This is a genomic window from Streptomyces sp. NPDC001339 (assembly GCF_042895955.1).
Classification (GTDB): domain Bacteria; phylum Actinomycetota; class Actinomycetes; order Streptomycetales; family Streptomycetaceae; genus Streptomyces.
Map to the genome: position 1 here is coordinate 114,566 of NZ_JBIAWT010000015.1, position 13,074 is coordinate 127,639.

Annotated in this window: 13 protein-coding genes; 9 read left to right on the forward strand and 4 right to left on the reverse strand. The window is 68.8% G+C overall.

The annotated features are described in order from the left end of the window. Positions 1 to 20: 20 nt before the first annotated feature. A complete protein-coding gene (locus tag ACFY12_RS32235) occupies positions 21 to 881 on the forward strand; it encodes a helix-turn-helix transcriptional regulator (RefSeq protein ID WP_390719501.1) in 861 nt (286 codons plus the stop codon). A gap of 59 nt (positions 882 to 940) precedes the next feature. Here the strand turns inward: ACFY12_RS32235 and ACFY12_RS32240 are convergent, their stop codons facing one another. The 3 genes from ACFY12_RS32240 to ACFY12_RS32250 are packed head-to-tail and all read right to left on the reverse strand — an operon-like array spanning position 941 to position 1,620. Further along, on the reverse strand, positions 941 to 1,135 hold the full coding sequence (locus ACFY12_RS32240; RefSeq protein WP_390719523.1) for a GNAT family N-acetyltransferase: 195 nt from the start codon (positions 1,133 to 1,135) through the stop codon (positions 941 to 943). Between the two features lie 27 nt (positions 1,136 to 1,162). Next, positions 1,163 to 1,417, reverse strand: coding sequence for a hypothetical protein (locus ACFY12_RS32245; protein ID WP_390719502.1), 255 nt, complete (start codon positions 1,415 to 1,417; stop codon positions 1,163 to 1,165). Continuing rightward, positions 1,363 to 1,620: a hypothetical protein gene (locus ACFY12_RS32250; RefSeq protein ID WP_390719503.1), complete on the reverse strand. Its 258-nt coding sequence runs from the start codon at positions 1,618 to 1,620 to the stop codon at positions 1,363 to 1,365. The genes ACFY12_RS32245 and ACFY12_RS32250 overlap by 55 nt, the downstream gene beginning before the upstream one ends. A 132-nt stretch (positions 1,621 to 1,752) precedes the next feature. On the opposite strand from ACFY12_RS32250, the gene ACFY12_RS32255 reads away from it, so the two are divergent. The 8 genes from ACFY12_RS32255 to ACFY12_RS32290 all read left to right on the forward strand — a co-directional run bounded on the left by ACFY12_RS32255 (position 1,753) and on the right by ACFY12_RS32290 (position 9,313). Then, entirely contained in the window at positions 1,753 to 2,118 is a 366-nt protein-coding gene (locus ACFY12_RS32255) for a PadR family transcriptional regulator (RefSeq protein WP_390719524.1), read from the forward strand. Beyond that, on the forward strand, positions 2,115 to 3,128 hold the full coding sequence (locus ACFY12_RS32260; RefSeq protein ID WP_390719504.1) for a hypothetical protein: 1,014 nt from the start codon (positions 2,115 to 2,117) through the stop codon (positions 3,126 to 3,128). The genes ACFY12_RS32255 and ACFY12_RS32260 overlap by 4 nt, the downstream gene beginning before the upstream one ends. Before the next feature lie 292 nt (positions 3,129 to 3,420). Beyond that, positions 3,421 to 4,650, forward strand: a complete 1,230-nt coding sequence (locus ACFY12_RS32265; RefSeq protein ID WP_390719505.1) for a DegT/DnrJ/EryC1/StrS family aminotransferase — start codon at positions 3,421 to 3,423, stop codon at positions 4,648 to 4,650. After that, positions 4,647 to 5,582: a formyltransferase family protein gene (locus ACFY12_RS32270; RefSeq protein WP_390719506.1), complete on the forward strand. Its 936-nt coding sequence runs from the start codon at positions 4,647 to 4,649 to the stop codon at positions 5,580 to 5,582. Before ACFY12_RS32265 ends, ACFY12_RS32270 begins: the two co-directional genes overlap by 4 nt. Continuing rightward, positions 5,579 to 6,634 carry a bifunctional UDP-4-keto-pentose/UDP-xylose synthase gene (locus ACFY12_RS32275; protein ID WP_390719507.1) on the forward strand — a complete coding sequence of 352 codons (1,056 nt, stop codon included), beginning with the start codon at positions 5,579 to 5,581 and terminating at the stop codon, positions 6,632 to 6,634. The genes ACFY12_RS32270 and ACFY12_RS32275 overlap by 4 nt, the downstream gene beginning before the upstream one ends. A 238-nt stretch (positions 6,635 to 6,872) precedes the next feature. Next, positions 6,873 to 7,118: a 2OG-Fe dioxygenase family protein gene (locus ACFY12_RS32280; protein WP_390719508.1), complete on the forward strand. Its 246-nt coding sequence runs from the start codon at positions 6,873 to 6,875 to the stop codon at positions 7,116 to 7,118. 329 nt (positions 7,119 to 7,447) lie between these two features. Further along, positions 7,448 to 8,395: a hypothetical protein gene (locus tag ACFY12_RS32285; protein WP_390719509.1), complete on the forward strand. Its 948-nt coding sequence runs from the start codon at positions 7,448 to 7,450 to the stop codon at positions 8,393 to 8,395. A gap of 489 nt (positions 8,396 to 8,884) precedes the next feature. After that, a complete protein-coding gene (locus ACFY12_RS32290) occupies positions 8,885 to 9,313 on the forward strand; it encodes a hypothetical protein (RefSeq protein WP_390719510.1) in 429 nt (142 codons plus the stop codon). 704 nt (positions 9,314 to 10,017) lie between these two features. Here ACFY12_RS32290 and ACFY12_RS32295 read toward each other — a convergent pair. Continuing rightward, positions 10,018 to 13,020, reverse strand: coding sequence for a DNRLRE domain-containing protein (locus tag ACFY12_RS32295; RefSeq protein WP_390719511.1), 3,003 nt, complete (start codon positions 13,018 to 13,020; stop codon positions 10,018 to 10,020). Between the last annotated feature and the right edge of the window lie 54 nt (positions 13,021 to 13,074).

Consider the following 13,074-nt stretch of genomic DNA (forward strand, 5'->3'; position numbering starts at 1 on the left):
CGGGCCCTATCGTGAACGGCATGGACCGCAACACAGCTCTCGGTGAGTTCCTCCGCTCCCGGCGGGCACGGATCACCCCGCGCCAGGCGGGCCTGTCCGACGACGGCGGCTCTCGTCGAGTGCCAGGACTGCGCCGCGAAGAGGTCGCGCAACTGGCGGGCGTGAGCGTCGACTACTACGTACGCCTGGAACGCGGACGCCGACTGAACGTCTCCGAGACCGTGCTGGACGCCATCTCCCGCGCGCTACGCCTCGATCCCGTCGAACGCACCCATCTGTTCCAGCTCGCCAAGCCCGCCGCGGGCAGGCCCCGCCGCACGGCGACGCGTCCGCAGCCGGTCCGCCCGGGGCTGCGCGACCTGCTCCGGATCCTCGAGCACACCCCCGCCCTTGTGCTGGGGCGGCGGCTGGACGTACTTGCGTCCAACCAGACGGCACGTGCGCTGCTCACCGACTTCGACGCGCTGCCGCACCGCGAGCGGAACCTGGTGCGGTTCATGTTCTGCGACGAGACCGCCCGCTCGCTGTATGCCCACTGGGACACCCACGCCCAGGACATCGTCGCCTCGCTCCGGCGCGATGCCGGACGCCATCCCCACGATCCGCTGCTGGCCGAACTCGTCGGCGAACTCTCGATCACGGATGAGGACTTCCGCCGTTGGTGGGCCGACCAGAACGTGTATCGGCACACACATGGCAGCAAACACTTCCACCACCCGATCGTCGGCCCGCTCACCCTCAATTACGAGTCCCTCACCCTGCCCGCCGACCCGGACCAGCGGCTGAGTGTCTACACCGCCGAGGCAGGCTCCAGCTCCGAAGAGGCGCTTCGGCTACTGGCCGCGTGGATACGACAGCCCGAGACCTCGCAAGGCCGCTGACGCGGGCGGGGCTCCGGCACACCGCACGCGCCGGAGCCCCGCCCCGTCTCCGCCCCGTCTCACCGCTCCCGGGTCATCCCGAACCGGGCCGGGTCCCCCTTATCCGCGTACCTGCGGACCCCCGCCTTCTCCAGCACCCGGACCGAGGCCTGGCGGGAAAGCTCCGCGCAGGCGGACACGTTCTGCACCTCCGGTGCGGTGAGCCCGAACCCCGCCAGTGCCCGGGCCGCCTCGGGGGCATGCCCCCGCCCCAGCGCGGGCCGCCGAGAACCTCATGCTCGTCAGGACCCGCCGGTCCCCCAGCACTCCACCAGGTTGCAGGTCATGCCGACCCGGACCCGTTCGGACTCGATCGTCTTTCCCTCGGGGGACTTCCAGCGGTAGAAGACCTCCCAGCTCCTGGAGTTGTTGCCGGGCCGGTTCTGCGAGATCTTCTGCTTGCCGGGCTTGTAGGTGGTCTCGGTCCCGTTCGACAGGTCCTTCAGGACGACCTGGGTGCCCTGCGGAAGGTCCTCGGAGGGCGCGTCCCACCACACCGGCCCGTAGTGGTGGCCCAGTCGGCGGTGATGCCGTCGGGGCCGTAGGCGGTCAAGTGGGTGCGGCGGATGTCGCCCATGGTGAGCATGCCGGAGGAGCCGAAGACCTCGCCGCGTACGTAGTAGCCGTACACGGCCTGGAAGTTGGCCTCGGCGGTGGCGGGGGCGCCGATGAGACCGACGGCGAGGGGTTGACTGGCCATGGATCCGCCGTTCTGTACCACTTGATACACAACAGGGCGCGCATGCGCTGAACGGAAGCCCCACCTCCATACTTCGCCGCGTGCATATATATCGGCTGACAGGGTATCTTGGCTGCCATGGCTGGAAGAGACATGACGCACGCGGCCTTCTTCGTGCTGACCGCGCTGGCCGATGAACCGCGACACGGCTACGGCATCCTGCGCGAAGTCGAGGAGCTGTCCGAAGGCAGCGTCCAGCTGCGGGTCGGCACCCTCTACGGGGTGCTGGACCGGCTGGTCAAGGACGAGCTGATCGCGCTGGACCGGGAAGAGGTGCAGCAGGGCCGCCTGCGGCGCTACTACCGCCTCACCGACTCCGGGGAGCGAGCGTTGACCGCCGAGGCGGAGCGCATGGCCGCCGGTGCACAGGCGGCGGCGCGGCGCATCGCCCTCGGCCGCCGCCTCCGGCCCGGCAAGGGGCCAGGACCGGTCGGGCTGGCGGGAGGTGGTGCCACGTGACCACTCTGCTCGAACAGCGCTACCGCTCCCTGCTCCGCCTCCTGCCGTCCTACTACCGCCGGGCGCGCGAGGAGGAGATGGTCGAGACCTACCTGTGCGGCATCGACGAAAGTGTTCAGGAGGAGGCGCGCCCCGCTCTCGGCGAGGTTGCGAGCATCCTGGCCCTGGCGGTGCGCACCCGGCTGGCCGCTCCCGGCGCTCCGGTGCGCTATGCGACGGCCGGGGCCGTGGTGCGTGACTTCGCAGTGTTCGCCGTGCTCGTGCTGGGGACCTGCGCGGTGACCGAGTGCGTGCTGACGCTGGCCTGGCTGGCGGGTGCGACGACCGTGGACCGGTCCCTGTTCACGGCGGCATTCACCGACCGGGCGCCGCTCGCGGGGGCCTTTGCGGTCGCCGTACGGGTGCTGCCGCTGCTGTGGGCCGCTGGGTACGTCTGCCTGATGCGCGGACACCGGCGTGCCGCCCGGTACGCGGTTACGGCCGCTGCCGTGCCGGCCACCCTCGCGCTCGTCGAGCAGCTCGCCGAGGGCGAGGCCGGGACGTGGCTGGCCTTCACCGTACTGTGGGCGGCCTTCACCTGGCTGACCGTCCTGGCCGTCAACGGCGGCTTCCATACCGATGCCCCGCCGCCCCTCCGCCCCGCAGGCCGTCCCGGGCTGGTGTTCGCGGCCTGCTGCGTCCTGACAAGCGCCTTCCTCGTACTGTTCCTTGGAGCAACTGACCCTGTATGGGCGGCAGCCACGGCCTTCAGCGCGATCGCCTCCGTATGGCTGGCCGCCTCCCGAGGGCGAGTGGAGGCGACGGCCGCCACCGCACTCACAGCCCTGGGAACCGTTGTCCTGGTCCCGTGCCTGAGCACGCTGGCGCAGGTGCTGGCCGTGGCTCCGGCCGGCGTAGTGCGCACCGTCGTAGCACAGACGGCACTGGTCGCGCTGCTCGTGGCGGTCGGCGCAATCGTCGCGGTGCACAACCTGACGACTGTCCGGCGCCGCAGCACGGGCGCCGGCTGAGGCGCGTGGCAGGAGAGAGCAGGAGAGAAGGGGGACCGGCCAGGTTAGAAGAGAAAGGGGACCACCCAGGCTAGACCTTGACCGACTCGGCTTCAGGCCGTCCCCCGGCACCCCGACTGTCCCCAGCATTAAGTCCTCTTTCCGCGCCTGCCCGTGCGGACAGCTGGTGAGATTGTCCGCGCCGTGCGCGGACGGGCAGAGAGCGGACGGGCAAGGAGCGGACAGGCAGGGAGCAGACGGACAGCGAAGCGGACGGGCGGCGAAGCGGCAACGTTATGCTCAGCAATGAGTTATGTCGACAGCACAGAAGCGCCGGGGGGCAGTGGTGGGTGCGGAGAAGCGGGTGCCGTTGAGCAGGCCGACGATCGAGGATGACGAGATCGCCTCGGTGGTGGCGGTGCTGCGCTCGGGCTGGCTGGCCTCCGGCCCCAAGGTCGTGGAGTTCGAGCAGGCATTTGGGCAGCTGCTGGGGGCGCCACACGCCATTGCCGTCGGGTCCGCCACAGCGGGTCTGCACCTCGTACTGGCCGCGCTGGCGGTCGGCCCGGGGGACGAGGTGGTGGTTCCGTCCCTGACATGGCCGTCCACCGCGAACGTGATCGAACTGCTGGGGGCGCGAGCGGTCTTCGCCGACGTACAGCCCGGCACGCTGCTGCTCGATCCGGCCGACGTGGCCCGCCGGATCACGCCTCGTACGCGCGCCGTCATCCCCGTGCACTATGCCGGAGCGCCGGCCGACCTGGACGCGTTGCGGGCTGTGACCAAGGGGCGCGGGATCGCCCTCGTGCATGATGCGGCACACGCGCTGGGCACTCGCTACGGCTCCGAGCCCATCGGCTGCGGAGCGGAGCCGGCCGTCTTCAGCTTCCATCCCGTGAAGAACATCACCACAGCCGAAGGCGGCATGGTGACCGTCTCCGACGCCCAACTGGCCGAGCGCTTACGGCTGCTGCGCTTCCATGGGATCACCAAGGACACCTGGTCACGTCACCACGGCACCGGCCCGGTGCGCTATGAGGTGCTGGAGCCCGGCTGGAAGTACACCCTGTCCGACCTCAACGCCGCACTCGGTGTCGTCCAGTTGGGCAAGGTCGAGCGCTTCAACGCCCGCAGGCGCGAGCTCGCGGCGCGATACGCGCGGCTGCTGGCCGGCCTGGCGGAACTTCACCTGCCCGAGGCCCCGCCGTACACCCACACCCATGCCTGGCACCTGTACGTCGTTCACCTGCGGCTGGACCGACTGGCCATCGACCGCGACGCCTTCATCGAAGCCCTCGGCGAGCTGGGCATCGGTGCGGGGGTGCACTTCACCCCTGTACACCAGCATCGTCACTACCGCCGAAGCCGCGAGGCCATGTCCGTGTCCGGTGTTGACTTGCCAGTCACCGAAGCCGCCGGGGAGGCGATCGTCTCACTGCCCCTCTACCCGGGTATGAGCGACGAGGACCAGGACCATGTCGTCGCGGCGGTGCGCACCCTGGTGACCCGCCATCGTCTGCCGGCCGCAGGCGGTACGCGATGACCGTGGTGCTCTTCGCGTATCACGACGTCGGCTGCCGCACGGTGGAGGTCCTCACCGAACTCGGCATCGAGATCGCCTGCGTGTACACGCACCACGACGATCCGGGAGAGAACACCTGGTTCGGGTCGGTGGCCGGTACGGCAGCGTCGCTGGGCATACCCGTACGCCACGCCGACCCGCGCACCGCAGGCGAACGAGAGCACATCCGCGCGCTCGCGCCCCGGGCACTGTTCAGCGCCTACTGGCGTCACCTCCTGCCGGACGAGGTCCTCGGCCTCGCCCCCGTCGCGGTCAACGTCCACGGCAGCCTCCTGCCCCGCTACCGGGGCCGCGCGCCCGTCAACTGGCAGATCCTCCACGGTGAGCGGGAGGGCGGGGTCAGCCTGCACCACATGGTCCGCGAACCGGACGCGGGAGACCTCGTCGATCAGGAGAGCTTCCCCATCGGCCCGGACGACACCCCCACGGACATCTACCGCAAGCTCCTGCCCGCCACCGAGGCGGTGCTGCGCCGCAACGCGTGGCCGGTCATCGAAGGCCGCGCCCCTCGCTGGCCCCAGCTCGCCTCGAAGGCCACCGTCTTCGGCCGCAGGCGACCCGCCGACGGGCTGATCGACTTCCGGCACGCCGCCGAGGACATCCGCAACCTGATCCGCGCCGTCACCGACCCCTACCCCGGAGCGTTCTGCCACATGGGCCCTCACCAGCTCACCATCTGGCGGGCCGGCCACCCGTCGTCCGAACCACCGCCCCGCCCGGGACGGCCCGGCGAGATCCACATCGAGCCCGCCGGGGTGTTCGTACTGTGCGGCGACGGACGCCGCCTGTGCCTGGACGAGGTCGAACTCGACGGACGACGAGGCACCCCCAGAGACTTCCCCCACGTCCTGCGCCACGAGGCCGTGCTGGGACGAGTCAGGGCGGGCCGGTGAACATCCTCGTTCTCGGTGCGGGCGGGTTCATCGGCAGCCACCTGGCCCGTGCCGTCCTCCAGCGCACCGACTGGCACATACGCGGCCTCGACCTGAACACCGACCGCCTCGCAGACGTCCTCGACCATCCCCGACTGATCCTGCACACCGGGGACGTGGCCGATCACGACGGCTGGATCGACCAACAGCTGCGCTGGGCAGACGTATGCCTGCCGCTGATCGCCGTCGCCACGCCCGCCGCATACGTCAACGACCCGCTGACCACCTTCGACCTCGACTTCACCCACAACCTCGACATCATCCGCCGGTGCGCCGCCACCGGCACGCGCGTCGTCTTCCCCTCCAGCTCCGAGGTCTACGGAATGTGCCCGGACGAGGAGTTCGACGAGTACGACAGCCCGCTGGTGTACGGGCCCGTCGACAAGTCCCGATGGATCTACGCCGCATCCAAGCAGCTCCTGGACCGCGTCATCCACGCCCTGGCAGATCACCAGGGCCTGCGCTTCACCCTGTTCCGTCCGTTCAACTGGACGGGCCCCGGCCTGGACGATCCGCACAGCCAGGCACCGGGCTCCTCCCGCGTGGTCGCCCAGATGCTCGGTCATCTGATCCGCCGTGAACCCCTCGTCCTGGTGGACGGCGGGACGCAGCGCCGCTGCTTCACCCACATCGACGACGGCATAGACGGGCTGCTGCGCATACTCGCCAACCCCGGCGGAGCAGCCGACGGCAAGGTCTTCAACCTGGGCCACCCCGGCAACGAACGGTCGATCCGCGAGCTCGCGCAGCACTTGGTCCACATCGTCGCCAAGACCCCCGGATACGAGGACCTCCCCGCGACCGTACGGATCACGGAGCGCCCCGGCTCCGACTACTACGGGCCCGGCTACCAGGACCTCGACCACCGCGTACCGGCGATCCACCAGGCCAGGACCCTCCTGGGCTGGAACCCGGTCATCGGCTTCGAGGAACTCCTGACCTCCACCGTCCAGGCCTACCTGCCCACGGCACCCGGCCACCACCCGGCCGTGACGGCCGCGCCCACCCGATGAGTCTCCGCACACGCCTGGGATATTGCGCCGATTGCGCGTAGTCGAGTGTTGAGGCGTTCACGTTCCAGGGAATGCAGACAGGGAATGCAGATCGGTGGAGATGCCGAGAAGGCCGGCGCGTTCTCTCACAGCCGTTCATGAGTCGAATCCGATGAGAATCGACTCACGCACAGCCATCCATCCATCCATACTCCTCCGGAGAGGGGGCGCGAGACCGCTACGAGGCGTGTGCGTGTGTGTGGGGGGGGTGGAGCTGTGTCCGCGCAACGTCGAGGGCGGCGAGAGCGCGGTCTACGACCGTGCCGGCAGGACACTGCTCACGACACGGCTGACCGAACCCGGCGACCTGCTGCTTGGGGACGACCGCCGGACACTGCACTCCGTCACGGCAGTCCAGCGGCGTGACCACACGGCCTCCGCTCATCGCGATGTCCTGATGATGGCCTACACCGCCTGCGACGAGCCAGGAAAACCAGTGCGATGAGGAGGAGTTGTCACATGCACCGACGGCCCCGTTGACGGTCGGTCACGGCTGACGAGGAGTACCCCGACCGACTTCCGGGCCACCACTCGCCCTCATCTCGTCCTTGTCGTCTCCGGCCCCTGGTTCCCGCGGCGCCCACGACCGCTGGCCCCGCAACGCCCGCCCACCAAGACGGCCCATCCGCCTGTCCAGTGAGGACTTCACAGGTCCATCGCCATACCCCTGCCGACCCGGATTCTACCCATCTGGATGGAATGACCGATACGCGACCCTGGTGTGAGGCATCGCCAACAGCGAGTGCATCATCGCAGGTGGGAGAGGTGATACGCATGACTGGACAGGCCATGGCAGGGAGCCCGCCAGAGCAGGGCACCCACCGAGCGTGCCAACGGGACATCTGGACGGGCAGGGCCATCCTGGTGTCGACTGCGGCCCTGGTGGCTGAAATGGCCATCGGGGGCGTGCTCCTGATTCTCATCAGCCTGTCGCAGGATCCCGAGGGCGAGTACAACGCCCTCGGTCTCGTCTTCATGATCGCCCTCCTGCCGGTGCTTGCCATCGCCAGCGTGATCCTCGGTCTTCTCGCAACGCTCTTGCTGGTACTGCCCACTGTTTGGCTGGCGCGCTGGGCGAAGGACCGCTGGAGGTGGACGCAGAAGTGGGCATGGTGGGGTGTGCCGCTTGCCGCCTCGGTGGTGTCCGCGGCGCTGCTTGTCGTGGGCAGCGTGCTGTACACGGTGACTTCGGGGGCAGTGGGCTCGCCGACGGCCCATACCTGGTGGTGGCTGGCACTGACCGGAATCACCGTCCCGAGCGCGCTGCTCGCCCGGCTGGCGGCGTCCCGCACCGAGCCGAGGAGCGGCCTGAAACTGGCGATAGAGGTGGTCGCGTCGGGAGCTGCCGGCGCCGTGGGACTTGCTCTGTTGGGCGGGCTGGCCTATGCGACTGGCCTGGTGAAGCTGTACGAGCCGCCCCACCTGAGCCCTACCGACGTGGTCGGCGTCTGGCAGGACGGACGCGGCGGCACACTCGAACTCACTGCCGACGGACGGGCGACTGCCCGCCGGCTGAGCGACGCCGGCCAAGGCCATTGCGAGGGCACGGGCAAGTGGAGCCTTCGGAACAGCGGAACGCACAGCCAGGATCTGACGCTTGCGGGTGCCTGCGGCACCACCTGGAGCATCGGCGGAACGTTGGAACACCCCACCCTTTACTACTACATTGGCGACCCGGACAGCGGGAACCGCTACACCCTGCTGCACGACAGCGAACGCTAGGTCATCCCTCTTGGCTCTTGCTCGGCACGGTGATGCCTCCCGACGGACGACCTCGCTGCTGATTCCCTACACAGCGATCACTCGCAATTCCAATTGGCAGCCGAATCGCCGTGGGGCATCGGGTGACCAATCGATGTCAGCCACGGACGGCAGAACCTTGAAAGCCGCCGAGTAGCCGAGGGGATTCTCACCCCTCGACTCCCACAGAACCGTGCGCAACGATCTCTCGCTACACGGCTCCTGTCGCCCTGGCCACCAGGTCGAGGCGGTGGTCCAACGCCAGTGCGCGAACCTGCGAGGGCACCGCTGGGCGATCTCCCCCATCTTCACGATGGCCATCCGCTTCACCCCCCTGAGCCGTTCCGAGTTATCCCCTAGACGGCGATCCTTATCACCTGTGATGATCCGTACGCATTGTTACTCTGCGGTTCCTGTGAACCGGCAGGGCAGCGCCATACCTTTCGCACCACTTCTCAGGGGGGAACACCCATGAAGCAGTCCCGTCTGCGCGCCCGTATCGGCGCCACCGCGGCCGCCGCCGTCGTCCTGACCGGCGGCGCGGTGGCCCTGGCCGCTCCGGCCTCGGCCAAGGCCAACCTCATCGCCATCGACGGCGCCGAGTACGTGGCCAAGCCCAAGCCCGTGATCACCGTCGATGTCACCTACTCCTGCGATACTGGCGAGACCCTGCGCATCGAGGGCGTGGCCACCAGCACGGTCAGCAAGAAGGCCGTCGCCACCGGCACTCTCGCCAGTGGCGAGGTGACCTGCGACTTCGGCTCCCACATCGCGGAGGTGAGGCTAACCCCGAAGGCGGGGGCCGTCTTCCACAAGGGCGACAAGGTGAAGGTCGCCGTCAAGACCCTCGACGCGACGAACTACGTCTACGCCGACGCGGAGAAGTTCGCGAAGATCTGAGTACCGGGAGCTGTCCGGGCCGGACCGGCCGCCCGGACAGCCACCGCTCAGACCGCCGCACCGCCCGTACGAGGCTCTCGGCGCCGTCCTCCGCAGCCATGCGGCGGCCGGCGCCGGGGGCGTTCTCCCGCAGCTCGGGGGCGCACACGGCGCGCCGGATCGCCTCGGCGAGCCGCTCCTCGGTGAGCTTCTTGACGGGGACGGGCGCGGTGACGGTGCCCAGCGCGGCCAACCGCCGGCCCAGAAGGGCTGATCGCTGAAGCCAAGTCTGCGTCCGGCTGCGGCTGCCAGAGCTGACCGAGCGGCCCATCCCCCAATCCTCGGTTCAACGCCTGGGTTCCTGCACACGAGCGCCTTCCGCAGGCCGGAATACCGCATCCTTTGGATAAGTGCTCCCCCAGTCGTCGGGGCGGTTGCGCATCTGCTGGCCACCGCGATCGAGGAGGTCCGGGACCTGCCCTCGATGAGCGGCACCCTGTCCCGCACCGCCGAGCGGATGCGGATGCCCATGTCCACAGGATGCCGGGGATCTCATCGAGGGTGAATTCAACGACACGCGCGTAGTCAGGCGAAAGCGAACGTCGGCCTTCAAGGCCCCAGCCGGGTCTCGAAGGCCGACATCGTGCAGAGTACGAATCAGCCAGCAGCATGCACTTCGGTCCGGGGCTCCGCGGTACGGATGGCCGTACAGGCGCGGTTACCGGCTATGCGAGGGAGGCTATCGACTTGTAGCCCCAGCCGACCTTGACCGGAGTGCCGTCGACGAAGCTGCCGGGCCGGCTCGGGTGGTACAGGAGGTCGCCGTTCTGGCCGTCGGCGGTGACCGCCCAGAGGTCGGGCACGCCGTCGCCGTTGGCGTCGCCGGGGGTGATGAGCATCGGCCGGTTGGTGCTGTGCCAGTTGCTGGCCCCGTACACGCTGGGAGCGCCGTTCACCAGGCTGGCCGGCTTGGTGCCGCCGGTCTCCTCGTCGGCCTCGCCGCGGTAGAGGTAGATCTTCCCGTCCGCGTCGTCGCGCGCCATGAGGTCGATCGGGCCGTCGCCCGTCATGTCGCCGGGGGCGATGAGGGTGCGCTTGGCCCAGCCGCTGTCGGCGATGGGGTAAGCCTCGGTGATGTAGCCGTACGGGTGGCCGACCAGCAGCCAGACGCTGTCGCCGACGCGGGCGAGCAGGTCCGGGTGGCCGTCGCCGGAGATGTCGCCGGCACCGACAAGCTGATCGATCTTGGCGGTGTCCAGCTGGGTGTCGAACCCTTCCATTTCCTGGCGGTTTTCGGTGTCGACGGCGCCGAAGCCGGTGTTGGCGTAGATCCACAGCTTGCCGTCGGGGTGACGGGCCACCAGGTCCTCGTATCCGTCCTGGGTGTGATCGCCGCGGCGGGTGAGGAGCGTGTCCTTGAAGCCGCTCTCGGCCGCGACCAGTCGGCTCCCGAACGCGCCGTTGCCCGTGCCCGGGTACATGTAGAGCTTGCCGTCGAAGTCGGTGGCCCACTTGTCGGGGTGGCCGTCGCCGTTGAGGTCACCGGGCTTGTCCTTGACTCCGGCGCCGGAGGCGTAGAACAGGTACGCGCCGGTGTCGGAGCGGTTGCCCGCCCGGTCCTCGCTGTAGGCGTAGACGACGTGCGGTCCAGCGTGCGAGGGGGTGAGTTTGACGTCGACACTGCCGCCCGGCGAGGAGGGGGCGGCGACGCTGGTCGGGTTCTTCTGGTCCAGTCCGTAGACGTACTTCACGACGTCCTTGGAGCCGCCGTTGGCGAGGGTGAAGGTACCGGTGGTGCGGGCGGGCGCGCCCCACTCGGGAGCGTCGCCGCCGTCGTGGGCGATGGGGTATTCCTTGGAGGAGACCGCGGGTCGGAAGCTGGGGCGTTCCTTGTAGACGGTGAAGCGGCAGGGTGGGTTGGGGGTCCACGCCGAGACCGTGCGGCCGTCCTCGGCGCGTACCTGCCAGGAGTAGGACGTTCGGTCCTTAAAGGTTGACTTGGGGACGGTGACCTTGGCGACACTGCCGCTGGTCACCGAGACCGTCTCGTCGAAGACATTGCCGGTGACACCGGTCCGCCACATGATGAAGCGGGCATCGAGGGTGCCGCCGTCCGGGTCACGGATCGTGGCGTGCAGCTGGACGTCGGTGTTGCCGATCGCCGGGTAGGGGTCGGCGTGGCAGTCGACGGACGGGTTGGAGCCGTACGCGGTGGGGGCGTTGGGCGCTCGGTTGTACTCGACGATCAGCTTCGGGTTGCTGTTGAACTTCTTCCAGCTGCTGGTGTCCGACTCATTGCTCGCGCGCAGACCGAGTGTCATGTTGGGCCATTTGTTCCGTGCCGCGTCCCTGGCCGTGGAGGTGACGTTGAAGTCGACGCCCTTGTCCGCGCAGCCGACGCTCTCGTTGCCGTGCGAGAAGTTCTTCGTCTCGATCTTCCGCGACCAGTTGGGCTGTTTGTTCCAGGTGGTCGCGGAGGAGATACGGCCGGTGTCCCAGATCTCCACGGGCATGGCCGTGCAGGTCCACGAGTGCGTGTTGACGATGGTGAACTGGGCCTTGATCACCTCCGCACCGGCCAGTGACCGCGAGTCCATCTGGAAGAAGGAGCGGGCGGTGCCGCCGGTCTCCCGTTCGTAGCCGACCCGCGCCTCGGTGGTCTTCTTCCCGGAGCCGCCCCAGCCGCTGCCGTTCCAGAAGGAGGAGTTGGGCGCCGGCTTGTAGGCGATGGTCCATGCCTGGCGTACGCCGCCGAATGTGGGGTCGATATAGACGGGGAAGGTGGTGTCCTTGCCGGTCAGCAGGGACTGGTCGGGGGTCAGGGTCAGCTTGCCACCTGCGTACGACATGTCCACATCGGCGCTCTTCACACCGGGTTCGAGGTCGCCTGATGGCACGGTGGCAGCCGCAAGGGTGCGGAGGGCCACCTGGCTGTCACGCCCGTCCTGCTGATCGTCTCCGTTGCCCTGCTCCTCCTTCGACGAGTCCCACATACGGGGGGTGGCCGAGGCGAACAGCTCCTGGCCGGCCGGGTTCAGCGCCCGCAGCGTGCCGGCCTCCTCGTCCTCCTCGATGCGCAGCCCCTCCGCTTCGATCCCGAGGTGGAACTGCTTGAGCTTGGGGTTCTCGGCGGCCTCGGCGTTCTTGACGACGAGGACCTGACCGACCGTCTCGGCGGTGGCACGGACCTTCAGGTCGACACCGGGCAGTACCTCGGGATACGTCGCCTCGTTCTCACTCAGCTGCGGTGCGGGAAGCTTCTCCGGCCACTGCAACGACAGCTTGCGGTCCTGCGCGGTGAGTGTGGCGAGGGTGGTGTCCCCGCCGCCGGAGAACGTCACCTTCAAGGTGGTGGCCTTCGGCGCGATACGGCTGCCCGCGCGTTCCAGTGTGGCGTCGACCGGTACCAGCCTGCCGTTCTTGCGGGCCCGTACCGGCTGCGCGTGCTGGGTCAGGGTGAGGGTGCCCGACGGGTTGGCCACCACCTCCTGCTTCTCCGTGCGCAGGGAGGTGACCTCCACCGGCTTGCCGGTGCGGCGTGCCTCGTCCATCGCGTCGGCCTCAGTGCGGGTGTCTTGATGGTCCGCGGTGTGGGTGACAGTCGACGTCCCGGTGGCGTCTGCGGCCGGCGCGAACCCCAGTCCGGCGGCACCGATGACGAGGGCAAGCGCTCCGGCTCGTCTGCGCGGAGATCTGTGCGGCCGGGACCAGCCACCCCTGAATATCACGAACTTTCCTCTCATCTAGGACAAGTGCGTGCAGCAGGATACTTGGTCTGATCT